This is a genomic window from Photobacterium sp. 2_MG-2023 (assembly GCF_030547675.1).
In the GTDB taxonomy this organism is placed as follows: Bacteria; Pseudomonadota; Gammaproteobacteria; order Enterobacterales; family Vibrionaceae; genus Photobacterium; species Photobacterium arenosum.
This window is the reverse complement of record NZ_JAUOQQ010000038.1, coordinates 1-24,892: the sequence shown is the minus strand read 5'-3', so window position 1 is coordinate 24,892 and position 24,892 is coordinate 1. Positions and strand designations below refer to the sequence as shown.

At 49.2% G+C, this 24,892-nt stretch carries 20 protein-coding genes and 2 pseudogenes; 5 read left to right on the top strand and 17 right to left on the bottom strand.

The genetic code is table 11. The features are described 5' to 3' along the window. Window positions 1–1,788: transketolase (gene tkt / locus Q4491_RS20700; protein ID WP_303460555.1), on the top strand; the 1,788-nt coding region annotated here is incomplete at its 5' end. A 45-nt stretch (window positions 1,789–1,833) separates the two neighbouring features. Here the strand turns inward: tkt and Q4491_RS20695 are convergent. Next, on the bottom strand, window positions 1,834–2,712 hold the full coding sequence (locus tag Q4491_RS20695; protein WP_218386026.1) for an MBL fold metallo-hydrolase: 879 nt from the start codon (window positions 2,710–2,712) through the stop codon (window positions 1,834–1,836). Window positions 2,713–2,817: 105 nt separating this feature from the next. Between Q4491_RS20695 and Q4491_RS20690 the strand changes: the two genes are divergently transcribed. Then, window positions 2,818–3,651 carry a LysR family transcriptional regulator gene (locus Q4491_RS20690; protein ID WP_303460553.1) on the top strand — a complete coding sequence of 278 codons (834 nt, stop codon included), beginning with the start codon at window positions 2,818–2,820 and terminating at the stop codon, window positions 3,649–3,651. 37 nt (window positions 3,652–3,688) lie between these two features. Here Q4491_RS20690 and Q4491_RS20685 read toward each other — a convergent pair whose 3' ends face one another. Then, window positions 3,689–3,937, bottom strand: a complete 249-nt coding sequence (locus Q4491_RS20685; protein WP_303460551.1) for a DUF1127 domain-containing protein — start codon at window positions 3,935–3,937, stop codon at window positions 3,689–3,691. 96 nt (window positions 3,938–4,033) lie between these two features. Here Q4491_RS20685 and Q4491_RS20680 point away from each other — a divergent pair, with 96 nt between their 5' ends. Further along, the gene (locus tag Q4491_RS20680; protein ID WP_192017677.1) at window positions 4,034–4,972 is read left to right on the top strand and encodes a LysR substrate-binding domain-containing protein; all 939 of its coding nucleotides are present in this window, start codon (window positions 4,034–4,036) and stop codon (window positions 4,970–4,972) included. A 101-nt stretch (window positions 4,973–5,073) separates the two neighbouring features. Here Q4491_RS20680 and Q4491_RS20675 read toward each other — a convergent pair whose 3' ends face one another. The 10 genes from Q4491_RS20675 to Q4491_RS20630 all read right to left on the bottom strand — a co-directional run bounded on the left by Q4491_RS20675 (window position 5,074) and on the right by Q4491_RS20630 (window position 17,572). Next, on the bottom strand, window positions 5,074–5,649 hold the full coding sequence (locus Q4491_RS20675) for a flavoprotein (protein WP_192017678.1): 576 nt from the start codon (window positions 5,647–5,649) through the stop codon (window positions 5,074–5,076). Window positions 5,650–5,726: 77 nt separating this feature from the next. Further along, window positions 5,727–6,551, bottom strand: coding sequence for a metallophosphoesterase (locus tag Q4491_RS20670; protein ID WP_192017679.1), 825 nt, complete (start codon window positions 6,549–6,551; stop codon window positions 5,727–5,729). A 10-nt stretch (window positions 6,552–6,561) separates the two neighbouring features. Continuing rightward, complete coding sequence (locus Q4491_RS20665) at window positions 6,562–7,104, bottom strand: group II truncated hemoglobin (RefSeq protein ID WP_237795622.1); 543 nt, start codon at window positions 7,102–7,104, stop codon at window positions 6,562–6,564. A gap of 2 nt (window positions 7,105–7,106) precedes the next feature. Then, window positions 7,107–7,991 carry a GNAT family N-acetyltransferase gene (locus Q4491_RS20660; protein ID WP_303460545.1) on the bottom strand — a complete coding sequence of 295 codons (885 nt, stop codon included), beginning with the start codon at window positions 7,989–7,991 and terminating at the stop codon, window positions 7,107–7,109. A gap of 7 nt (window positions 7,992–7,998) precedes the next feature. Continuing rightward, window positions 7,999–9,135 (bottom strand): acyl-CoA dehydrogenase family protein, encoded by a 1,137-nt coding sequence (locus tag Q4491_RS20655; RefSeq protein ID WP_303460543.1) that lies wholly within the window; start codon window positions 9,133–9,135, stop codon window positions 7,999–8,001. Then, a complete protein-coding gene (locus tag Q4491_RS20650; RefSeq protein WP_303460540.1) occupies window positions 9,132–9,908 on the bottom strand; it encodes a thioesterase II family protein in 777 nt (258 codons plus the stop codon). The genes Q4491_RS20655 and Q4491_RS20650 overlap by 4 nt, the downstream gene beginning before the upstream one ends. Continuing rightward, a complete protein-coding gene (locus tag Q4491_RS20645; RefSeq protein ID WP_303460537.1) occupies window positions 9,895–11,529 on the bottom strand; it encodes a GMC family oxidoreductase in 1,635 nt (544 codons plus the stop codon). The genes Q4491_RS20650 and Q4491_RS20645 overlap by 14 nt, the downstream gene beginning before the upstream one ends. Beyond that, window positions 11,526–14,957 carry an amino acid adenylation domain-containing protein gene (locus tag Q4491_RS20640; protein ID WP_303460534.1) on the bottom strand — a complete coding sequence of 1,144 codons (3,432 nt, stop codon included), beginning with the start codon at window positions 14,955–14,957 and terminating at the stop codon, window positions 11,526–11,528. The genes Q4491_RS20645 and Q4491_RS20640 overlap by 4 nt, the downstream gene beginning before the upstream one ends. A gap of 251 nt (window positions 14,958–15,208) precedes the next feature. After that, the gene (locus tag Q4491_RS20635) at window positions 15,209–16,654 is read right to left on the bottom strand and encodes an MFS transporter (RefSeq protein ID WP_303460531.1); all 1,446 of its coding nucleotides are present in this window, start codon (window positions 16,652–16,654) and stop codon (window positions 15,209–15,211) included. Window positions 16,655–16,909: 255 nt separating this feature from the next. Then, window positions 16,910–17,572, bottom strand: a complete 663-nt coding sequence (locus Q4491_RS20630; RefSeq protein WP_303460526.1) for a metalloregulator ArsR/SmtB family transcription factor — start codon at window positions 17,570–17,572, stop codon at window positions 16,910–16,912. Between the two features lie 145 nt (window positions 17,573–17,717). Between Q4491_RS20630 and Q4491_RS20625 the strand changes: the two genes are divergently transcribed. Next, on the top strand, window positions 17,718–18,206 hold the full coding sequence (locus tag Q4491_RS20625; protein ID WP_303460523.1) for a DUF2938 domain-containing protein: 489 nt from the start codon (window positions 17,718–17,720) through the stop codon (window positions 18,204–18,206). 127 nt (window positions 18,207–18,333) lie between these two features. On the opposite strand, the pseudogene Q4491_RS20620 reads toward Q4491_RS20625, so the two are convergent. Continuing rightward, a pseudogene (locus Q4491_RS20620) lies at window positions 18,334–18,531 on the bottom strand (hypothetical protein); the annotation flags it as partial. A 658-nt stretch (window positions 18,532–19,189) separates the two neighbouring features. On the opposite strand from Q4491_RS20620, the pseudogene Q4491_RS20615 reads away from it, so the two are divergent. Then, a pseudogene (locus Q4491_RS20615) lies at window positions 19,190–19,586 on the top strand (transposase); the annotation flags it as partial. Between the two features lie 359 nt (window positions 19,587–19,945). On the opposite strand, the gene Q4491_RS20605 reads toward Q4491_RS20615, so the two are convergent. From Q4491_RS20605 to Q4491_RS20590, 4 genes are all read right to left on the bottom strand, one after another. Then, a complete protein-coding gene (locus tag Q4491_RS20605) occupies window positions 19,946–20,905 on the bottom strand; it encodes a restriction endonuclease (RefSeq protein WP_303460515.1) in 960 nt (319 codons plus the stop codon). A gap of 129 nt (window positions 20,906–21,034) precedes the next feature. After that, complete coding sequence (locus tag Q4491_RS20600; protein ID WP_303460513.1) at window positions 21,035–21,664, bottom strand: HAD-IA family hydrolase; 630 nt, start codon at window positions 21,662–21,664, stop codon at window positions 21,035–21,037. A 67-nt stretch (window positions 21,665–21,731) separates the two neighbouring features. After that, the gene (locus tag Q4491_RS20595) at window positions 21,732–22,589 is read right to left on the bottom strand and encodes a serine protease (protein WP_303460510.1); all 858 of its coding nucleotides are present in this window, start codon (window positions 22,587–22,589) and stop codon (window positions 21,732–21,734) included. Between the two features lie 88 nt (window positions 22,590–22,677). Further along, window positions 22,678–24,294, bottom strand: a complete 1,617-nt coding sequence (locus Q4491_RS20590; RefSeq protein ID WP_303460508.1) for an ATP-dependent endonuclease — start codon at window positions 24,292–24,294, stop codon at window positions 22,678–22,680. Between the last annotated feature and the right edge of the window lie 598 nt (window positions 24,295–24,892).

The window sequence follows — 24,892 nt, the reverse complement described above, 5'->3', positions numbered from 1 at the left end:
CTGATTTACTCCCTGCTGCACCTGAGCGGCTACGAGCTGGCAATTGACGATCTGAAAAACTTCCGTCAGCTGCACTCGAAAACCCCGGGTCACCCGGAGTACGGCTACGCGCCGGGCATCGAAACCACCACAGGCCCGCTGGGTCAGGGCATCACCAATGCCGTGGGTATGGCGATTGCTGAAAAATCGCTGGCCGCACAGTTTAACCGTGACGGCCACGATGTGGTTGACCACTACACCTATGCATTCCTGGGCGACGGCTGCCTGATGGAAGGCATTTCTCACGAAGCCTGCTCACTGGCCGGTACGCTGGGTCTGGGCAAACTGATCGCCTTCTGGGATGACAACGGCATCTCGATTGACGGTCACGTGGAAGGCTGGTTCTCCGACGATACGCCAAAACGTTTTGAAGCGTACGGCTGGCACGTGATCCCTGCGGTTGACGGCCACGATGCGGCCGCCATCAATGCGGCGATTGAAGCGGCAAAAGCCGATCCACGCCCAACCCTGATTTGTACCAAAACCATCATTGGTTTCGGTTCGCCGAACAAAGCCGGCTCTCACGACTGTCACGGTGCCCCGCTGGGTCACGATGAAATCGCAGCAGCCCGTGAATTCCTGGGCTGGCAGCACGGTCCGTTCGAAGTCCCTGCCGACGTTTACGCTGAGTGGGACGCCAAAGAAGCAGGCGCCGCCAAAGAAGCCGCATGGAATGAAAAACTGGCCGCGTATGAAGCTGCACATCCGGAACTGGCTGCGGAGTTCAAACGCCGTGTGAACGGTGAACTGCCGGCACAGTGGGAAAAAGCAACCAGCCAGATCATTGCCGATCTGCAGGCCAACCCGGCCAACATCGCTTCCCGTAAAGCTTCTCAGAACGCGCTGGAAGCCTTCGGCAAAATCCTGCCTGAATTCATGGGCGGCTCGGCAGATCTGGCACCTTCCAACCTAACCATGTGGTCTGGCTCCAAGTCGCTGACCACAGATGACGCATCCGGTAACTACATCCACTACGGTGTGCGTGAATTCGGCATGACGGCCATCATCAACGGTATCGCCCTGCACGGCGGTTTCGTGCCTTACGGCGCGACCTTCCTGATGTTCATGGAATATGCCCGTAACGCCATGCGCATGGCCGCGCTGATGGGCGTGCAGAACATTCAGGTCTATACCCACGACTCGATTGGTCTGGGTGAAGACGGCCCGACGCACCAGCCGGTGGAGCAAATCGCTTCGCTGCGCCTGACCCCGAACATGAGCACCTGGCGTCCGTGTGACCAGGTTGAATCTGCCGTGGCCTGGAAACTGGCCATCGAGCGTAAAGACGCGCCGTCAGCGCTGATCTTCTCGCGTCAGAATCTGGCTCAGCAGGAGCGTAACGACGCGCAGGTTGCGGATATCGCGAAGGGTGGTTACATCCTGAAAGACTGCGCCGGCAAGCCTGAGCTGATTTTGATTGCCACCGGCTCTGAAGTAGAGCTGGCGGTGAACGCAGCGGCCGAGCTGAGCGCCGAAGGCAAGCAGGTGCGCGTGGTGTCTATGCCATCAACCGATGCGTTCGACAAGCAAGACGCCGCTTACCGCGAGTCTGTACTGCCATCGGATGTGACCGCCCGTATCGCTATCGAAGCCGGTATTGCCGACTTCTGGTACAAGTACGTGGGCTTTGACGGTCGCATCATCGGCATGACCAGCTTCGGTGAATCGGCCCCGGCCGGTGAGCTGTTCAAGCTGTTCGGTTTCACCACTGAAAACGTGGTCAGCACAGCGAAAGAGCTGCTGGCGTAAGTTAACCAGACACGCACCCTAAGCCAGTCTGCGGACTGGCTTTTTTTATCTGTAGGTCAATACACCACCTTCGGATACCACATCTACTGGTAATTGACTCTGGTTTGCTAATTCTACTAATACGCTGACAGGTTCAAGATACAGCGCATAGGTAGAGTGATGAATCGGCAACGTTCTTCCCGGCTGCAACTGCAAAATTGCCTCCCTAACTTCCTGCGCACCCATTGATATCATTCCCAGCGGTCCGGTTGTCCCTACCCTGCCGACATGAGGCACAAATACATCTGGCTGACCCAATTTACGTACCGTACTGATCAATTCTGGAGTCATGAAACTGTCGCCACTCCAGTAAAGTGATTTTCGCCAGTCGCCCTGCTCAAAAGTCATCCAGTAACCATTACCATGGCCCAGCAACGATTCCATTGCTGGTGCTAGCGTATGATAAGCAGGTATAGCCGTTATCGTAACTTTATGGCTGCCATCTTCTAATCGCCAGGTATCCCCCCAGATTAACGCCTGACTGTTGCTAAACTTCAGCGAAGACATTAAAGCAATATCAGACTCAGGTATCACCACAGGTAAGGATTTAGGCAAAATCTCACGCGCCACCTGATCAAAATGGTCTTCATGCGTATGACTGATCAGTACAGCATCGACCTGCTGGAGATCGAAATCAGGCAAAGGGGCTAATCGAGCATGATCCTTCACATTTGGGCCTTGTTTAAGATCAAACGCTTCATTAGGATCCGCCATTCGGTAAGCTTTCTCTCCTTCACCCAACATAGGATCTGTCAGTAATTGTATGTTTCCAAACTCAATCAGCATTGTTGGTCCACCCAACCACTGTATATTCAACTCATTTGCTTGAGCTATGGGCAAGCTCATAACCATAGCAGCAGCAATCGCAACCCGTTCAAATCTCATTTTTATTCCTTTTTACTGTTCATCGACAATAAGTGAAGAATACGCTGAGATTTAGTGGTAAAAAATATGAGATATTCGATACAACTTGGCTGATTATTTTAGACAATGAACTTACTCGCCCCTTTTAACAGCTTTATACTGGTCGCTGAATGTTTAAACTTCTCAGAAGCAGCGAGGCGCCTGAACGTACCCAGAGCAACAATCAGCGCACGGATAAACGAACTGGAAAAACAATTAGGTGTCCGGTTATTTCTGAGAAATACACGGCATGTCTCTTTAACGCCAGAAGGCGAACAATACCTGCTGGCCTGCAAAACAGCTTTAAATACATTAGAGGCGGCAGGGGCACAATTTACGCAGGCAGCAACACTGGCAGGAGACATCCGTTTATCCGTACCGGCAAGTTTACCAAATGCACACTTTCTCTCATTGTTACAGTCTTTTCACCACAAATACCCGCTAATTCGTATCGAATTAGTATCAAAAGATGATGTACTGGATTTGGCTGAACACCGGATTGATATTGCCATCAGAGGCAAAGATCCTGTCAATACTGAACTTATAGCCAGACCGCTGCCACCAGCCGAGATGCTACTGGTTGCCAGCCCTGAGTGGCTGGCAAAACATGCGCCAGTCAGTGAATGGCATAACGTCGAACTGCATGACCCGCTTGGCCTTAGCCCGTTCAGCGGCCAAAACCCAGCCATTCGTTCTTCCAATCTGGAACAGTCGTTATCCTTATGTCTGTCTGGTACTGGTATCGCACTACTGCCACTGCCGCTTTGCCAAAGCAGCTTGCAATCATCTGCCTTGAAAGCCGTTCCTCCGCCTGTACCTTTACCCTCCTTACCGCTGTTTCTGATTTATCAGCAACGTCGGCTACTGCCTCAAAGAGTTAAAGTGCTCATCGACTTTCTGCTTTCAGCGATGAGGCCCTAACCAACCAGACACTGGTGATTCAGCCCAGTATTCTGGGCTACCCGCCACTGCGCCTGAAAACCTGTCGCCGTATCTCTTTTCCATCAGTCAAAGATTTTCGCAGTTCTGCGTCGACTATATTCTGATCCAACCCTATATCATCCAGTAAATAGTCAGGTAATTCACTTAAGTGGCGTAAGTCACGCTCCCGCTGACGCCAGCGTCGATAATAAGAAAAGCCAGACTTAATCATATTCACCACTTCTCTGCTCGCGGTAAACGCAAGCTTATATGTTGTCATCCCCATATCAACCACCTATCATCATCGAAAGATAGATTTATCTTCGACCAGAGTCAGCCGTTCCTCAAACGATAGATCCTGACAGTCAGTTAAGGAAAACTAATGTCATCGCCAAATGAACTCCGACACCGTATGCCACCATTACAGGGTTTATATTATTTTTATCAGGCGGCACATTACGGCAGTTTTAAAGCCGCAGCCGAGCACCTGCATGTCACTGCGGCTGCCATCAGCCAGCAAATCCGGTTATTGGAGGACTGGCTGGGTACCGCCTTGTTTTACCGCCAGCACCGGCGAGTGGTGCTGACCCCGGAAGGTCAGACTCTGTTTGAGCACAGTCAGGAAGGCTTCAAACACATTCAGAATGGCGTTTGGCTGATCAACAATGACCCGGAACCCCAGCGTTTATCCCTGTCGACACTGCCCTCTTTTTCCGTCCATTGGCTGGTACCTCGCATGACAGCATTTCGTTCGGATCATCCAGACATCTCTGTGTTAGTTGAGTCGAAAAATGAACTGGTGGATTTTGAGCAATCTTCGTTAGATCTCTGCATCCGATACGGTGAAGGCTGCTATCCGAATTTAACCTGTCAGTGGCTGATGGATGACTTGCTCTACCCCGTCTGCCATCCGATTTATCAGAAAGAACATCAGATTTTTGCGGTTGAGGACTTACAAGATGCTCATCTGATTGGTGATCTTTTACCGGATATGGATTGGGAGCGCTGGATGTCGATTGTTGGCGTTAAAGGTGGTTCCACCTCATTGGTATACGATGGCGCCAGCTATGTGCTTGAAGGGGCCTTGTCTGTACAGGGTGTTGCGCTGGCTCGGCACAGCCTGGCTCACCGATTTGTCGAAGATGGCACTCTGGTACGTATCGGTAACATTGCGGTACGGCCCAATTACAGTTATTTCCTGTGTGCACCGGAAGGTTATTTTAAACGTGAAAAGATCCGGTTATTCAGTGACTGGATTCGCCGGCAGGCAGAAGCGTTTCAGCACACTCGGCCTGCCGATCTGGTTATCAAAGAAGCATGAAGGCAGCAAACAAGAGGGTGTAACAAGTACTGTTCGCTATCTCTGTCACTGTCTCTGCCTCTGCCTCTGCCTCTGCCTCTGCCTGAACAGTTTACTACCTGCTATTTTTTCAGCGCCGCCTGTAACAGGGCAATGACAGCTTCAGGAGCAGGTAACGAGGGATGACCAACCATACGACTGAGCGACGCATCAAAATTCTCATGCCAAACCGGTTCAACCACGTCATAACCGTCTTCTCGCAGTTGCTGGACATTGCGCTGAACCGCCGGCTTCTTCCACATTACGGCTCCCATCACGGGCAAAAAGCACACGGGAAAATCCGCTGCCAGGATCACGGTCGTCAACCGATTGGTCGCACCGCCCTGTGCCGCAGTCGCAAGTGTATTTGCTGTGGCTGGCATCACAAACAGCACATCATGATCGGCGACGATCCGGGAAGGTTTATCCGTCGGCCAGTCCCGGGGCTGCTCACCCGCGATCACCCGGTCACAATACAATGCCATGCTGGATGCGGGTATGAATGTTTCTGCCGTCGGTGTCATCAGAACGGTCAGTTCACAATCAATTCCCCCTTTGATCGCCTGTAAATATTTTGGCAACAACATAATATCCACAGAACCTGATGCTCCGATCAGTATCTTAGGCTTTGCTGTTGGTTGGTTCTGGAGCTTGTCCATATTTGATTTCCTTATTTATTGCCAAATCTGTCCCTGACACAGCTCAACATTTCTGTAGTGCTGTTCGATCTGAAGCCTTACATCAAGAGTGTGTCGAGTACCGTTAACATGCCGGACGCATCACGGCCATGCCTGTCTTTCGGGTAACCTAAAGACACTTCAACATGCGGTATTCCTTCCAGTACCGTGGAACCATGCATATGAAGATGCCCGTATACGACTAGGCAGACCGGATAACGGCTTAACCAGGATGCAACCTGTTGTGTGCCGCACCAGATTGAAAACTCCTGCGGTTGCACAGACTGAGTCAGGACCTGCAGCATTGGAAAATGATTGATAAATATCATGGGAAGCTGTCCCGATACTGCATTCAGTCGGGCTTCTGTGTACTGAACACGCTCGGTACACCAGCTTCGGATATCCGGATAGGGATACGTTTTGAGAAAAAACGCGTCTGAGCAAACCGCACCTGCCCGTCTTGCTCTCTCCAACCCCTGCTCTGGCGTGAAGTCAGAAGGGTGGCGAAACGAGTAGTCATACAAGGTGAAAATAGGGGCAATCAAAAATGATTGCCCATTCTCAGCGGTATAAACCGGATAGTCATCCTCCGGGGTCAGGACGCCATATTGGTGGCAAATCTCGATAAGCTGGCGATATCGCATTTCACCGGGTAACGCCATCGGCTCTTTGGGTGTACACCAAAGCTCATGATTACCGGGCACCCAGATGACCCGGTAAAACCGCGCGGCAACCAATCGAATAACCCACTCAAAATCGGTGAGATCGTCGGCCACATCACCACCCAGAATAAGCCAATCCTCGCAATGTCCAGCGCACAGTGCTTCTACAGCCCGCCTGTTTTCCGGGTGAGAGACATGCAAATCACTGACAGCCACCAACATAGCTTTGCTCCTAAAGTGTGCCCGGAGGCGCTTCTCCCCATCCCCATCTGGGCACGGTATCTCGCTTCGAAGGCTTAGCGCCCGGTTGTGAATTAGCCATTGCCCTGCGAGATCCCCACTCTATGTATGCCGTAAACGCTGACCGGAATTCCGGATCACTTGGCAGTTCAATTTCATCCGCACTTTGCATCATCAAAGATACCCAACGATCACGCTGTTCCGCCTGAATCGAACGCCCCCTGTGTTTGCGGATCATATTTTTGAAACCTCCTCTGTCATTGGTATACAGGGGCTCACCGCCAAAGACTTCTTCAAACCACATAGCAACATGAACATGGTGATCTGGCGGCATATGCTGAAAAAGGGGCTGAAGTAAGTCATCTTTTTCGACTTTTGCGTAAAACACTTGCAGCAAGTGACGGATCGCGTCGCGTCCCCCCATCCACTCCAGCAATGTGGGTGTTGATGTACTCATCGCTTGGCCTTTTTCAGCTGTCTCAACGTTCTCAGCCATGGTTTCTGTCATAGTTTCTGTCATAGTGTTTTCACTCATGATTAACCAAGCTCCAATGACGCAATGCACCAAACCTTGTGCTCCTGCTCTTTCGGCGGCTCGCCGCGATACATACGAAGTGTATGGAAGATGGATTCAAATCCATGCTTTTCTGCCAGTTCAAACAATCTGGTGTCTGGTTTTTCCGGCACATCCAACGTAATCAGGGCACCTCGCGGTGCCACCGATAAAGCGGCAAACAACAGCGGCTCAACATCATCGGGATGGTCAGCAAACAATGGTCCAATACGATATCCTTCCTGCGAGCGACGAATCCCTACCACGCCGCTGATATCCTGCCCATCGCGGCAAACAAAACCGTACCTGTCATCCCCTGAAAACCACCGACTCAATAAAGCGCTTCGATTCACACCAGTACAATTAGCGTCATAATGAATCACATCACCTAACAGTGATTCATCTATGGCCTCTATACCCGCAGGACAAGCGTAATCCTGCTGTAATTGCCCGACTAAACGCTGATTATTCCTCTGTGCGACAAAACCCCATTTCGCATAATTGTCCACTTGGCTCGGCATGCCATCCAGACCTATGGTACGTTCGCCGCAATGGCCAATCACACTCTGAAACAAACGCAGCCCATTTCCCTGACCGCGAAACGAAGGAGGAACCAGATAGTGTCCAAAGTAGCTGAACTCAGTCGAATAATTCACCATAGACAAAGCAGCGACAGGCTGAGAGCCGATATACCCTATGAAGAAACCCTCGTTATCTACCTCGAAAAAGGCGTCAGCGTCACCGATACCTAAATCCCAGCCTTCATCTCTTGCCCATGCCTGAACCGTTACCCATTGCGACTTATCTGCAGCTTCAATACGCCAGATGTTGCTTGATGTTTCCGTTTCGTTTTTTACGATTTCCATCATTTCCTCTCTAAAGCCCCATGGATTTACTGACGACTTCCAGCATGATTTCACTGGTGCCGCCATAAATTTTCTGAACCCGGCTGTTGACCCACAATTTGCCGATCGACGAATCGCTCATATAAGCACTCCCGCCATGCAGTTGCAGACATTCATCCGCCACCTTGTTCTGCACTTCTGTTGCCCACCATTTCAGTCGGGCCGCATCTTCCAGACTTAGCGAACCCGCATTAAAACGTTCAATGGCATCATTGAGATAGCTGCGGGTGACTTTGATTTGAGTATCCAGTTGCGCCAGCAAAAAGCGGTTGTACTGAAACGCACCGATCGGCTGACCAAACGCCTTGCGCTGCTTAACGTAAGTCAACGTCTCTGCCATCATGATTTCAGCGCTTGCCACCGCCACGGTACTGATACTTAAGCGTTCGCGTGTCATTCCTGTCATAAAGTAATAACTGCCAAGATTTTCACGTCCGAGCAGGTTACTTTTTGGCACAACACAGTGATCAAACGCTAAGTTCGCCGTATCACTGGCATGCCATCCCAGCTTTTTCAGCGCTTCACCCTGAGAAAAACCAGCCATGCCTTTTTCCACTACCATCAGGCTGATTCCCTGCCCTCGCGGCCCGGCGTCAGTCTTCACAGCGACGATGAACAGATCTGCATTCACGCCATTGGTGATAAACGCTTTACGGCCATTGAGCACATAGTTATCGCCATCTGCTGTCGCTTCCGTGCTCATCCCGGCCGAATCTGAGCCACCGCCTGGCTCCGTAATGGCAATGGCGGCAATCCGACGGCCACTGCACAAATCCGGTAACCAGCGCTGTTTCTGCTCTTCGGAAGCAAACTGGTTGAGATAACTGGCAATCACATCGTTATGGGAAATCACAATCGGCGCTGTCATTCCAATTGCCAGCATTTCTTCAGTGAGTGCCAGCGCGTAGCGATAATCTGATTTATCTTTTCCTCCCAGATCCTGGCTGACGCCCATCCCCAGCAAGCCATGTGCTCCCATGGTTTGCCAGAAATCGCGGTCAACCAGGCCCTGCATCTCCCATTTTTCAAGATGGGGCTTCGCGTAATGGTCAAAACACTCCCGGCAAGACAGCCGGAATTCCTTTAGCTCATCTGTGGTTGTACTCACTGAAACACACTCCAACTGTCCATTTTGTTTTCCGCCGCCAGCCTTAATGAGGCTTCGGTATCCATTGCCTGCTGAATCACAGGCCAGTGCCGGTAAACCGCAAAATGATCGCCATCCACCCGGATCATGCTTGTACGTTCCGAGGTATGCTGCCGCCACTTCTGAAGCTGCTCCTCAGTAACGTGCGGATCGTCCGATGCGGCCACCAGCAGCAGGGGCTGCACGACTCGAAGATCCCTGAGCGAAGGAAACTGACTGCGCACCAGAAAATCACAGCGCAACTGAGCCACATAGCGCCTGGCCAGCGCCGGTTCATTCAGCACAGTATTCGGTGTTCCCTGATCCTCACGCATTTTTTGCAGCAGCGATTCATCCGACCATAAGTGCAAATCATCGGTATCTTGCTCACTGGGCGGGACTGATCCCGACACCATGCTGTACACAGGCTTGATCCCATACTTTTTATGCATAACGTCTGTGACTGCTACACTGAGCACACCGCCGAAGCTGTGGCCAAATGTCGCCCAGCACTGAATCCCCTGCTGCTGCTTTTGCTGAAAATCGCTAAACAGGGTATCTGCCAGTTTTTCAGCCAGCGTATGCAGGCATGTCACCTCAGGTTCACGACCCAGCATTCCACGTCCGGGTATTTCAACCGGATGTAAAACAGCCGTCCCCTTGTCCTGATGAAGCTGGCAGAAAGGGCGGTAGACATTGGCACTGGCACCGGCATGGGGGAAGGCATACACAACCAGATTTTTATTTGCTGACATCCAGACCTCCTGTTTTCAATGCATGCGCGATACGCTCTGCCACCATGATGGTGGTTAAATTAGTCGGCATGGAGGGAATCACAGGAAATAGTGAGGCATCGGCAACAGTCAGACCACTGACCCCGTACACTCTGCCGTTCTGATCTGCCGCGCAATCCGGGTTATGTTCAGGCCCCATCCGAACCGTTCCGGATGCGTGCCAGCCCGGGTTGAGCATGTTTTTTACCGCGCTGTGCATCACACGATCACTGTTAATCATGGCGTCAGACCAGAACTGAATCCCATCCAGAAAGCGGGTAACATCCGGGTCATGCAGTGCGCGCCACATTTGCCGTACAGCACCTACCATGCGGTGAACGTCCTGCTCGCTTTCACGTAACGGGAGCTGGATAGATGGCAGCACTTCTGCCTCGCGGCTGGTGATAAAAACCTGTCCCCGCGCAGCAGGCTGCATCAGCATGGCAGAAGCGCCAACGATCATGGGATACTCAAGCCTGTGCCTGAATTTGGGAACGGTATGACTTTCGACATTGTTGAGCAGACCAATCTGGACATCGGTTTCCTCACCTGCACCACTGCAAATACGGGCGGCAATCTGGCGCCACGGCAAGCCACGACGACAGACACCGGCTTTGGGAAGCGCCCAGATCACCAGAGAGGCATGATCCTGCAAATTGCGGCCAACGGCTGGCCGGTCAACCCGCACAGGAATGTTCAGGGAATCCAGGTGGGCCGGATCACCAATTCCGGAACGCTGTAACAGAGCAGGGCTGCCTATTGCTCCTGCTGCCAGTACAACTTCACTGGCTTCAAAGCTATGGCAGCGCCCCTGATAAATCGCTTCAATGCCTGACACCGCCGTCCCGCTGAACCTGATGGCAGAGACAAGAACGTCTGTCAGTACCGTTAAGTTCGGTCTGTCCTGAACCGGTGCCAGATAAGCCTGATAGGCATCCAAACGCTGGGCCTGCTGTTTAACGTTGGAAGGTACAGGACCGATACCGGGTGCTTCGCCAGCATTCAAATCTTCTACATAAGGAACACCTTGCTTCTGGCAGGCGACAGAGAAAGCCAGATCTAACGGATGCAAGCTGTCTGTGTCGGGACGACGCAGTACCATAGGCCCCTGATCGCCATGCAGGTCATCACCAGAAAAATCCGTATCGGTTTCCAGACGGCGATACCAGGGTAGTACGTGTTGCCACGACCACTGCGGACATCCCATCTCTGCCCAACGCGCAAAGTCACGAGGAAAAGTCCGCAGTGCAACGGCGCCATTTACTGCTGATGATCCGCCCAGCACTTTCCCCACTCTGTAGTCAAAGGGAGGCGGATATGTCTCCTTCTGTTGACCACGAACCCGGTCACAGGCCGGGCTAAGGCTGCCTTTTAATTGCGCTTGATACGACCAGTTGTAACCTTCAAGCACCAAACGTGATGCATCAGCAAGCGGACTGTCAGCAAGGTGAGCATCTGACTCGGGTCCGGCTTCGAGCAACAACACCCGTTTATTGCTGTCTTCCGTCAGGCGGGCTGCGAGCACACAGCCCGCAGACCCTCCACCGACAATGATGAAATCAAACTGGCGCTGAGCCAGTGGTTCTTCGGCTAGAGCACTCATCCCAGACTGACTCCATCCAGTTGTTTCATTGATTCAATAATCTGGGCAAACTGACGGATGCTGGTGTTCATGAAGAGGCCTTCGATCAGATCCTGTTCCTGTACAGCCGTGACCTTGAACTCTTCGCGCAGCGTGCTTAACAGCGCCACGGCAATCAGCGAGTCTCCGCCAACATCAAAGAACCCGGCATTCACATCCAGATCATCATGTTGAAGCAGATCCCGCCAGAGATTGAGCAACCGGCTTTCCGTAACAGAAACGGGGGTGCTCTCTGCTGGCTGTGCATGCTCTTCCGGCCAGGGTGCCGGCAATGCTTTTCGATCTATCTTTCCGTTTGCGGTGAGTGGCATGTAAGGCAGAATAATGAAGTAAGTGGGCACCATATAGGGTGGCAAGGTGCTTTGTACCTGCTCCCTGCAGCGCTGTTTCAGGGTTTCATGGTCATAAGAATCCGCGCTCTCATGCAGTACCAGATAGGCGACCAACTGCCGTTGTCCCGATTTAGGATGAGCCGGCGCATCAATCACAACATGGTTAACAGCTTGCAAACCCAGCAAAGCAAATTCCACTTCACCCAGCTCAACCCGGTAACCATTGATTTTCACCTGGTTATCTTCCCTGCCCAGAATTTCTATCAAGCCATCCTGGATATAGCGCCCCAAATCCCCTGTTTTATACAGACGCTCTCCGGTTTTCGGGTGGGTGAAAAATCGCTGCGCCGTTTTCTCCGGATCTGCCCAGTAGCCTTGAGCAACCCCTTCACCCGCGATATACAACTCACCAATCCCCCATTTGGGACAATCTTCCAGCCACTCGTTGAGCACATGAAAGCGCTGGTTGGCCAGTGGCTTACCATACGGAATGCTGACCCAGTCTTGCTCAACATGCTCAATGGGATAGCAGATAGACCAGATGGAGCCTTCCGTTGCACCGCCAAGGCTGATTACCTGAGCGTCCGGCAGTGCGTTGCGGATCGCATCCGGTAAATCCACCGGAATCCAGTCTCCGCTCATTAAAATCAGTCGCAACTTGCTGCTGGCTAGCAGATCACTGGCCCTGTCAACCATCACTTTGACCGGGGCAGGAACGCTGTTCCAGATTGTGATGCCGTGATGAATCAGAGTCTCACACCAGATTTTGGGATCGTTCTGGGCGTCTGCGGCCTGGAACACCAAACGGCCACCTGCACCCAACACCCCGAAATAGTCATACACAGATAAATCAAACCCTGCCGGTGCAATAGAAAGGACGGCATCGTCGGCTGTAACCTGGAAGCGACGGTTAATGTCCTCAAGCGTATTGACGGCATTGTTGTGACTGATCATGACGCCTTTCGGCTCGCCGGTAGAGCCGGAAGTGAAAATCACATAGGCCAGATCATCAGCGCACTGAATGGGTGACACAGTTGCCAAAGGTGTGTCGTCCGGCAGGGTATCCAGATCTACTCTTAAAAAAGATTGATATTCGTCAGGGTTGGTGAAAACCTCTGTGCTGGTCACGACCGCTTTGGCCTGACAACGGTTCAGCAATTGCAGTCGCCTTTGTTGCGGTAAAGCAGGATCTATCGAGACATAGGCGCCGCCTGACTGCAAGATCCCCAAAATACCGACGATCAGTTCAGGCCCTTGCGGCAAGGACACCGCTATGATGTCTCCGGCTTCAATAAGCGCAGATTCCCGTAAGGTCGCTGCCAGTTGCGTTGATTTGTCAACCAATTCGCCATAAGTGAGATGGTTATCACCTTGCTCTATGGCAACAGCATCCGGACGATTTTTCGCCGCATCCAGCAGCCCGTCCTGCAGTAACCTGGGGCTTACATCAACAAAAGTGTCATTCGCCGCCTGGCGTTCTGCCCTGTCTGATTCAGGAATGCTCACCACAGCGCCGGTTTTCTGCCAGATTGTTTGCTCTGAGAGCGCTTGATCTGAGACAGCTTCATCTGAAAGAGCCTGATACAGCAGTTCCAGATAAGCGTCCATCATGTCTTCGGCCAGGTTGGGCGGGAACAAGCCATCTACATAATTAAAGTGAATTCCCAGACCTTGCTGTTCGAGGGTAATCTGGTTTTCCAGCCAGATCTGCGGTGTTTGATTGCTGGCATACACCTGCTTGCTGTCTGGTCCCCGCCAGTCGGGCACCCACTCTGCTAATTCAGGGGTCAATGTATTACTGAATACTACTGGCATTGAGATTGCGCGATTTTCCTGTTTACGACTGGTCAGCTCGCGCAACACTTGAATGCCATTAAATGAGGCATGCAACTTTCCCTGATAAAGCAAGGTTTGCACTTCTAGCATCCGCTCTGAAAAAGTCCTTTCCGCAACACAAGAGACTGGCAATAGTTGGGGCTGAAGAAAGTTTCCTACCGTTTGATCAATCGCATCTTCGTAAGGCCTGCGCCCCATCTGGGTCAGTGTCAGGGTGAAATCCTGGCGTTTTGACCACTGACGAATGACCTCGGTATAACACCCCAACAACAAGGCTTCCGCTGTCAGGCCATGCTTATCAGCCGCTTGTTTTAATGACGCTAAGGTCTGCATAGGTAACAATCTAGAAAGGCGTTGAATGTTGGGGTGTTCAATTTGTTGCGGAGAAATATTGAGTGGCAGTTCAGGTGCTGGGGGAAGATGATTAATGCGTTCAAGCCAGTATTGCTGGTCGTTCCGGCCCTGCGCCTCCCCCTGAAGTATGCGCTCTGCGGCGACATAATTCAGGAAATCCGGTAACTTTACCGGTGTGGCATCTCCCTTCTGCTGATATTCACGCCAGATATCTTTCAGCACTAGCCTTACACTGATCACATCAAGAAACATGAGATCAAAATGGCAATGTAAGCGCCATGTCTTTTCCGTTAACCGGGTGATTCGCATTTCAAATGATGGCGCCTCGTCTAGCGTTAGCCGCTGCTTTTCCAAGCTTTGGCGCAGTGTGGTGAGATACTTGTCCTGCTCTGAAGCTTCCCAGGCACTAATATCTTTTGATTTAATGCAATACAGGCTGCAAGCCGGCACAATTTTTTGTTTGCCGCCAGATACAGCAACGGCCCTTAGCATGGCATGCCTGCCGATGATCTGATTCACGGCATACTTGAAACGCTCCTCATCCAGAGCGTCGACATCCAGTTCCAGATAGTAACTGCTGGATAATCCTCCGAGCTCCAGGCCTGTATTCCGTCCAATCAGATACGCATACTGGATGTCTGTTAATGGTTGTTCCTGTGGTTCAGAAACAGCGGTTGTTTGCTCGGCCAGTGGCTGATGCAAGGGCAGTTGCCCGCAGTACAGGGCATCAAGATATTCATCTTCCCGGTCTGCTTCGTGCGACGCTTGCCCGTCCTGCCTGAATGACAGACGGCCGTGATTTTTAACTATCTGTTTATTAACGACCTGTTTTTTAAGGGTTAGTTTGCCAACTTGATCAACGTTCATAATGGGTCATGTGTCCTTAGTTTGTATTTCAATATTTGCATTTAATAAAATTGTTATTATCTAAAACGCAAAAACCTATCTACTCGTTACTATGCAACAAGTAGATAGGTTACAAACTAGAAGGCGATATGTTATTCGGTCAAATAATCAATTGATTGTTTTTTATGCACCTGTGACATATGTGATCAAAGACTATACTTACAGCAACTAGAGATGTCGCTCTTTAAGCACTTTATTGCTTCATATCACGGCTAACCTGATTGCTCACTCGCTGTTTGCACTGTCGATTGATATCGACGCCTGGTGATCAACCATGCCAGCAAGGCTGCCGCTACATAAATGCCCGCAGCTGTAGCAAACGCCAAACTATATCCCCCGACTACATTAGAGGCTATGCCCGTAATTGCCATCAAAGAAGCCAATCCGAATGTGGGGCCTAATTCCATAGAAGTATTCATCACACCTCCCGCCAGACCAGCCTGATGCTGAGGGACATTCATGGTGGACAACACAGCTGATCCCGAAAACATGAGCGATGTCCCCAAAGTCAGAATAACGATGCCCGGCAGTAATCCTGACACATAGGTGACTTCCTGATGAATGCCCGCCAGCAGGCTTAACCCGATAGCACCAATCACTAAACCGCTGATTGTTACTTTCAGTGCCCCCAGACGCCCGACAATGCGGCTTGCCGCCTGATTCATGATCAGTAAGGTTAAGGTATAAGGCACAAAAGCGCCTGCTGTTTCAAGCGGAGTCCAGCTTTGCTGAATCTGGAGGAACAGGGACAACAGGAAAGTGACCAGACCCATACTGGCGGCAGCCAGAAGAATACCCACCAGCCCCACGATACGGTTTGGTTCACCAATAAACCCTTTTGGCAGCAACGGATCATTGACACGCCGTTCAGCAACCAGAAACAGGGCGATAAGACAAAGACCCACCAGTACGGGGACAAAAACGACAGGGGTTGACCAGCCCAGTTCGCCGCTGGCTATCAGACCATAGCTACCAATGGAAATACCCAGTGTAGCCAGCAAGGCGCCGAGAGGATCAAGCCCGATCTTATGTTTAACTGTCTGGCTATCCTCATCTTTCGGTAATACCCATTTCACAGCCATTAGTCCGATAATGGCGATAATCACAGGAACAACAAACATCCAACGCCAGGAAACCCAGGTCGTTACCACGCCTGAGGCCAGAAAACCCACACCACCACCAAGCACAGACACGCCTCCCCATGTTGCCATTGCTCTCATAAAAGCGCTCGGATCCGGAAACAGTGTGCGCAAAACAGCAACAGCAGCAGGTGCTGTCAAAGCGGCACCCACTCCTTGCAAAAAGCGCATAGCAACCATCATGTTGAAGTGGGTTGAAAAAGCCGCAACCGCGGAAGCCAGACCAAAGACACAAAGGCCAACGGTGAATAGTTTCAATCCGCCAAATCTGTCGGTCAACCGGCCTCCGAACAACAACAATCCGCTGAAAGGCAACCCATATGCAGTGCTGACCAGAAGCAAATCTGAAGCCTGCAGCCCGAATTCACGCCCTATATCCGGCAATGGAATGCCTATCATAACAATGGTGAAAATCAGTGTCGCCTGCACCACAGCCAGCAGGGGGAAAGCCAGTTTAGAAGCAGACGACAGGTCCGTACCCATTGCCACCTGTGCATCCTGTTGTTCCTTGAGAGTCATCCCGGAATCCTTATGTAAATAGCCAACGAACGTCTGTTGAACCTTAAAATATCATTCAATTGAATTATTGATTGATGTTCAGCATAGGATACGGATGACCTATGTGTCAACGTTCAACTGATATTCTGGATGTTTATTCGGGGGGCTTGCTCTGGATGCTTAGAAAGACAGGTTTCTCACCGAACCCTCTCAGTGTGAAACCTGTCTCAATAGGAAACCCATGTCATTATAAACCATTAAAACACTCAGTTTTGATCAGGTAGCATCGACTTTAAAGCCGGCCGCTTTCCATTCAGGTACACCATCGTTTAAACGGCGGGCAGATAAACCTTTTTCTTTGAGCGCATTAACCGCAGTAATAGATAACGAACAATAAGGGCCACGGCAATAGGCCACAATTTCCTGCTCTTTCGGCAGCTCTGACAGTCGCACTTCGAGCTCGCCAAGGGGAATATTGATAGCGCCGGGCAAGTGCCCCTGTTCGAATTCTTCTTCAGGGCGTACATCCAGCAGGGTCACACTGTTTTCCTGCATTCGGACCAGTAACTCTTCCCGTGAAATGGCTTCCACATCCTGCTGATGATGCAAAGTGCCTTTAACCAGCGTTCTGATCTCTGAGTGATTAAACTCAGCAAACTGACGCAATGCCATCAAGAGTTCAACAACAGGCGCATCAGCGAGACGATAAAACACATGCTTGCCTTCACGGCGGGTCTGGACATAACCATTTCGCTTTAGCTGCTGCAAGTGCTGGGACGTGTTTGCCACAGTCAGATCCGCCAGTTCTGCCAACTTTTCAACGGACTTTTCCCCCTGGGCGATATGTTCCAGCAGTATGAGCCGGTGGGCGTTTCCTAAAGGCCGGGCGAGGTCAGCCAACTCTGAATAAATATGATACTGATTGTTTATTATTGACATAGAAGATTAACTGCCCCATCATTCAATCGATTTATTGAATTATATAGCATTATCAGTGGATTGATACCGCCGCTGCCTCATTTGCTGACATTTTTATAGTTAACCGCGCAGCAGCCTGCGATAAACCAACAAGGAGAGAACCAAGATGGAACCTGATTTCATTCTACGCGCCATCGCTCTGGGTATAGGCGCCACCCTGGTCATGGACCTGTGGGCACTTTTCCTGAAAGTCTGTTTTAAGATCCCTTCTCTGAACTATTCCATGGTTGGCCGTTGGATCGGGCACTTCCCTAAAGGGCAATTCACCCACGCCAATATCGGCAAGGCAGAACCCGTCGCAGGTGAAACTCTGCTTGGCTGGACAGCACATTATGCGATAGGCATTTGCTTCGCCGCCGTGCTGCTGTGGGGCTGGGGACTGGAATGGGCGGCCTCTCCGACCTTACTGCCCGCTTTAATTGTGGGTGTCCTGACTGTAGTTGCGCCATTTTTCCTGATGCAACCGGGTATGGGGGCTGGCGTGGCTGCGTCCAAAACACCACAACCCAATACCGCCAGGTTACGCAGCCTGCTGGCTCATACCTCATACGGTGTGGGGTTATATCTGACGGGAATGATGTTGTCAGTTTTTTGAATGCCATTTCAGGACGGTACAGACAGAGTCAGCAAAAAAGCCCCCGAACAATTCGGGGGCTTTATCAGAACTGGTTGAGATTTTTACGGCAACCGAGTGATTCAGCTTGGCGCGGGGCCAATTTCACTTACAGCGAAAACATCGGAGAAATACCGGTATCCTGCCCGTTCATGAGCAATGCGCCGATCACCATCAGCAACACGCCACCAAGTAACTGAAGAGCATAACCGGCCAGTTGCCACCCTGCCTTCCTGTGACTGTTGCCAGTCATCAGATACCGCTGAACCAATTGTTTCCCTGTGAGTGTCATGATTGCAATCATGTTGATATCGGACTCGACTGCCCGGATCACCACGACGCCAGGCGAGATCCTTGTATGGCAAAAACGTCATCACAATCTTTCAGCCAACTTCTGAAGAAAGGTAACAGATTGGGGGGATGTCGTACCAAGCATCTGAGCTAGTTCAACCTGTATGAATACGCGCTGACTGTGGGCAGAAACATTCCCAGAAGTGGTTTGGTTACTTTGGTTTGGCTGGGGCACTTGTGGATGCTCTGGGCGCCAAAAAACTAGAATTTTTTCCGTGAATTTGTCTCTGGGATAGGGTGATCCACAGACCACTTTAAAAGGACATCAATTCTTGCTGATCATATGTCGCGCTTGAGTTCGGTGCTTCTCTCATCATTGTCTGACGCGCGCCAGTTACTCTTTGCTGGCACAAACAGTAACCAGAAATGCCTTTGTTTCTCTGATGTTGACCGGGGCGGTTGTAGGCGCTCCCGGCGCCGACAACCTAAAAATACATCCATGTATTTTTCCCCTGATCTGTGAATACATCTAAAGTTTTAAAATCGATAGTAGAAATTTGTTACAGGACACAATAACTGGCGAAGCTCGGCCATACGCCAAAGATCATGGCGTCGAAATATATCGAGCCTCTCAGAACAAGCGTACAGAACAAGGAGAATGGCCGCCACAGCTCAGGCAGTGGCACAAGGGCAAGAAGGGCTTCCTCTTTCATCACACCGCCCTGGTAAAAGTCTGGCGGGCACGGCTGCTCGATGCCATTGCCCGTCACCCGGCGTTTGGGCTGCCTCCGGCACCGCTGCCAACCGAGTGGGTGGTTGACTGCCGTGCGGTCGGACGGGGCCTGCCGGCATTGCAATACCTGTCGCGCTACCTCTACCGTGGCGTTCTGCCCGACAAGGATATTATCCGGTTCAATGACCGTCAGGTGACCTTCCGTTACCGACAGCCAGACCCGGCAACCGGCAACACGTACCCTGCCGGTGGTGCAGTTCTTGTGGCTGATCTTGCAGCATGTGCTACCAAAAGGGTTACAACGGGTGCGGGATTATGGCCTGCTGCATGGCAGTTGCCTGTGAACACCGAGCCACTGAAAGCAACACGGGACTGCCCAAGCTGCCAGCAAGCAATGCACTGCGTTGACCCGACCGGGATAGCCGGAAGGCAAAAGAATAAGGAGAATGGCGTAGCATCATCAACGAGGAGAAAGCCAACACAAGACCGAATTCAGGCGGTAACCCATTGAAGTGAAACACACCGTGGTCACTTCCCGGCTGCGCTTGTCTTGACGAAACCCGCGGGCGCAACCCCCACCGAATGCCAATCGAGCAATTTGCTTAATAAGGCTGTCCGGGCTTGTCCAACACCCGGATAGAAGTGTCGGCTGCGCGACACGTATCCTTATTTGTTATAAGCGTATGCGCACACTTTTTTAGTCTACCTTATGGACACCGGATATGAATTTTGTCATCTCCATCAGATATGATGAGACTCTATTTGCCCATTGATAGCTTACATTCTTTTTCATCTCCTCATCAAAAGCGTCACAATCCAGTAATTCAACACGCTTAGAAGCAAAAGCTTCATTTTTAGCAGGTGCAGTGAAATTTGAGCTAGTTACTATTACAACTTTGCTTGCGTTAGTTACATTTAGTGTCCCTAGTACTCTTCTTACTATATCAACACCAATTTTCTGGTCATATCGCTTGCACTCGATGTGAAGCCTCTCATGTTGACGATTAGAGTACTTTTCAGCCACCACATCATAGCCACCATCTCTACTTCTGGGTGTGACCTTGACTTCATAACCTTTTTGCCTATATAGATAAGCAACTAATAGCTCAAAGTCATAAGGAGTAAGCTCTAATAAGATTTGCTTGGTTGGAAAAGAATGTGCCATATATTTTGCACGAATTAATTCTTTGGCATCTCCTAAGCCGTGAATTCTTCCATCAGGAAAGTACATACAATGCGCCTGAAAAAAAGAATCTAGTGCACTCACCGCTTCTCTAGGGAAGTGAGGCAACAAATCTATAACCCAGAGCATATCTGGCCAAGGCCCTCTCGGGTCACCAATTTGTAGCAAGCGGGTTAAGAACAATGACTCATCGCATAACTCGTCGATTTTTTCTTTACCAAGAGATATGAGCCAATCCAATGTATGTCGATCATAGCCGAGGCGCCCGCCGTCAATCAGAAAACTTGTTATAAGCAGTTTAACTTCTTTCGTGCTTCTAGAGCTTATAGTTGAAAGATATTCTTCTAGATGTGAATCCGTTGGGAACTGATAATCAATTATCTCAAAGTCTCTATCTTTTTTTGGAACTTTAAGATAAGTGAGCCATTCCTCTAAGGATAGGTTTTCCGCATTTATGATTTTCTTGTTTTTCACTATAATTCCCTACGCTTATAACGCCCAGCGCAGGCGCAGCCAGCGCGGAGCACCTTTTGTGTTAATGTTTGAGTGCCAGCGAGTAACACAAAAGGTGCGTAGCGTTGGCTGTCGCTCTGCCGATGATTGTTAAGTGCCGACCAACTCCGGAAGTTCTGCCATTCTTCGAAAACTCACAACACCTGCAGAATCGCACTCTTCATTAAAGCGATTGAAAAAATAGGTTTTCATACCTGCTTCGCAACCTGCTTTTACACCGACAGGCCCATCATCTATAACTATGCAGCGATCTGGTGAGTAGCCCATTTCCTTTGCCGCATGCAGATAAATGCCAGGATCAGGTTTCCAGATTCCCACTTCGTATGAACTGAACAAATTATCACCAAAGTATTTGGATAGGCCACATAAATCAAGCGCCTGCTTAATTTTATGCATTGGTCCGCTCGATACTACGGCTTTAGGGCCTTTCAGAGACTCCAACACATCAATTACACCCTCGACGGGCTTCAGTTCATTGTCAAATAGCTCCGATACTATCTTTCTATAATCTTTGACGAAATTTGCGGACAGCTTTATCTCGTGCTCTTCCTCTAAGATTGAAAGCAAACTTGCCAGCTTCCAACCACGAAATCTTATAACAAGTTCGTCTGCACCAAGCTCTATACCATGACGCCTAAACATCAACACTAGTCCGACGTTACAAAGGTACTCGCTATCAACCAATGTTCCGTCGTTGTCAAAAAGGAAGCAGTTACTCATGGCCCTGACTTGCACTTAACGCCGCCAGCAGAGGCGCAGCTTCGCTGCGTCCTACTGGCTGGCTTTGTTATGCACTTGCCCCTTGCGTGGCAACGATATCTTCTAAAATGGGTTCAAAATCATTCAGTTTGTTTGCGTGAATGACTAAGCCCAAGTTATTCGGAATAGACGATATGGATATGGGCTTGTTTGCAGTTGGCACATTAACAACCCGAACCTCTCCAGTAGCTGTGTGCTGTGGCCCCGCATAAAGGGTTCCTAGTAAGGCTATCCTTGTTCCAGCACACAGAGCTCCCCTATCGTTAACAAAGCTCCCAATATTTGCTAAAAACACAGGAGAGCCACTCGAGCCGGGAAAACATGCTGCATCGATCATAAATTCGGGCTTGCCGTTATATGACAGCTTCGGATGTGTTGCTGTAATCCCCTTTCGAATAATTGGAAGGTTATGAGTCTCATCCCATATTCCATTTGGGTAGCCAATCATAATTATCTCTTCCATCGTTGGCAAAGAATCTAGCAGAGGTTTGTCAGCGGTATTTGATTTATCTAGCATGACATAGTGAAGCTTCAGCCCTTGCTGCTCAGCACTATGGAAAATAGGACCCAGTGGAAAAATTGCTAGGTCTACAGATGGATCAGGGTGTCCAATCCACATCTCCTCAAAGTTTTCGAAAATAACAGGAAAATGCTTGCCTAAATCAGGGCTACCATCTTCTTTCTTAACCGACAAATAGAATTTTCCCTTGGTAGCACCGCGAATAACGTGCTTGTTTGTAACGATACAGGGAACATGGAATCCGTCTTCCTTCCTGAGGAAGGCAAAGTAGTAACCCGAGCCAGAACTGACTCCTTGCGGAGTTTCACACTCTATTCGCAAGGTGCTGTGAACAAGTTGTTCTACGGGGTTTACATAATCGTTCACATCGACTCCTTTTGTGCATAACGCTCCACTCACCGGAATTTTGGGAGCGGAGCAAGTAAAATTTCCGTGTGGAGTGGCTTGTTAAGTTTCAAAATGACAATTCCCATGCACAAGCAAGGGTCTCGAATACCGATTTCATATCTGTTTCGAATTGTTCTTTCGTTATTTCATCTCCAACACGCTTTGACAATTGTGTTTTCTGCTTACCCGTCATATTCGCAACTTGTTGTTCCGTTCTGTTCCAATCTAAGTGATTCGGATAGCATTCCTCTAATGACCCTTTGGCTAACACTTTAATCTGCCCTCGAGTATTGAAGTCTTTAAACTCTTTCATAAAGTCATCAAAACCACCTTGCGCTTTTTGTGTTGGTGCATCACATAAAACGATCATTTTTTCCTCGAAAATTGAGTTCTCAAGGGGTTTGAAAGACTTTCTTATTGCATTAATTGATCGCTTAGCTTGGTGAGTATCACCTTCAGCAGAAATTATTTGAATTGTCGGTTTATCCGGATAAAAACGCTTTATTACACGAGTTAACAATTCGACTTCACTCGGACCTTCTACTATTAAGAAATTACGAGGAAGCAAAAGATCAGATGGACTTCCACCTAATAATTCAAATACAACGTAGGGCTTATCCAATTGATCAACGTACCTAAAGTGAGTAATACTATCTTCTTTTTCAACTTTATAGATTTTTTGATGTAGATGCTCGTCAGCCACAAATACTGATGAATGAGTATTTATAAAAACCTGATCTAATTCAGCGCTCAAAGTTAAAAGCACTTCTTTTAACTTTCGTTGTGCTGTTGGATGTAAATGAAGTTCAGCTTCATCAATAAAGAATAAAAAAGACTTACCAGCATCTTCTCTACCTTTCCTGTAATCAGCATACGCTTGAATAATGGCAAGCATAAGAGCCCTCTGCATACCATCACCTTTTTCAGATGCGTATGTTTCCACACCATCATCAACTCTAGTCTGGAAATTCTTGAGTAAGTCATTGAATTCTGGACTAGATACTTCAAAACTAACTTTTGTACATTCAGCGAATTGCTTCTCCAAGTGAGTTTTAACATTATCACCTAAACGATCAAACTCCACCTTAACAGCAGAACCTTCATCATCAAACAACTCATCGAACTTGTCTCTAAAAGCCCTGTATTGAGGGTTATCTTGCAGTATTTCTTCAAGGACAGAAGACAGCATGATACCAACTGGAGTTTTCGCAGAGTATTTAGCCACTTCGTCAAAATATTGTTTGGTATGTATATATTCAAACTTCGGTAGAAAATCGTTGAATGCTTTATCAAACCCTGCTGGATTTTTAGCCAACTCTTCACCATTTATAGTTAGCTTTCTTTTACTAGGCTCTTCACTTGACCGTTCAACAATTAATGTGTCACTTCCGTTTAATACACCTAGCATTTTTGTCTTATTAGCATCGTTGCGCATGTTTTCTGCGCCATGCAAAGCTCCTGAAAACTCGATTTTTACGGATATAGTTTTTGATGTATCGCCTTTCGGGTGTAAATCTTTAATAGATGTACTTTTAGGAGTGCCATTAAAAAACCACTCAATCGCTTCAAAGAAATTAGTCTTACCAGCATTATTTTGACCGACAAATATATTAAAATCGTCACAATCAAAATGAGCTTCGCCTATAGACCTGAAATTATTGATAGTTACTTTAGATATTTTCATCGTTCCCTGATTCCTTATTGAAACTTAACATTTTATTCAACGACACCATGTCGTATAACTCTGTCATATAACTCTTGCAATCAGAAATAACTTAAGATATTGATTGTATTAAACTAAATGCGCTTAACCAGATAAATCTATCAGTAAGATACACGACATCATGTCGTATATCCTACTCAACCCACTTCTGCTAACCAACTGATATTTAATACTTTTCTTGTATTTCATGACTTACCGCAAAAAATCAGCGACACATAAGCTAATGAAAAAAGCGACATCGGTCACTTACCCAGCACAAAGAAACCACAGAATTACACTCGCCGCATGGATTCTCGCCTGCACGGAAATGGTATTAAGCCATTGAATTATAATTAACTTACCTGGTTTTTGACATGTATCTTTAAAGCCGAAATGAGAAGTTCGATTCTCACCTCTCCCCCAGGGAAAAATTCAGGACGAATTTTTAGGTTGTCGGCGCCGGGAGCGCCTACAACCGACCCGGACCACACCAAAGAACAACAAGGCATTTCTGGGCACTCTAATGATATGGTCCGCCCCAACCTCACCCCTAGCGACGTCAGTGGCTAAGCTTGAGGAA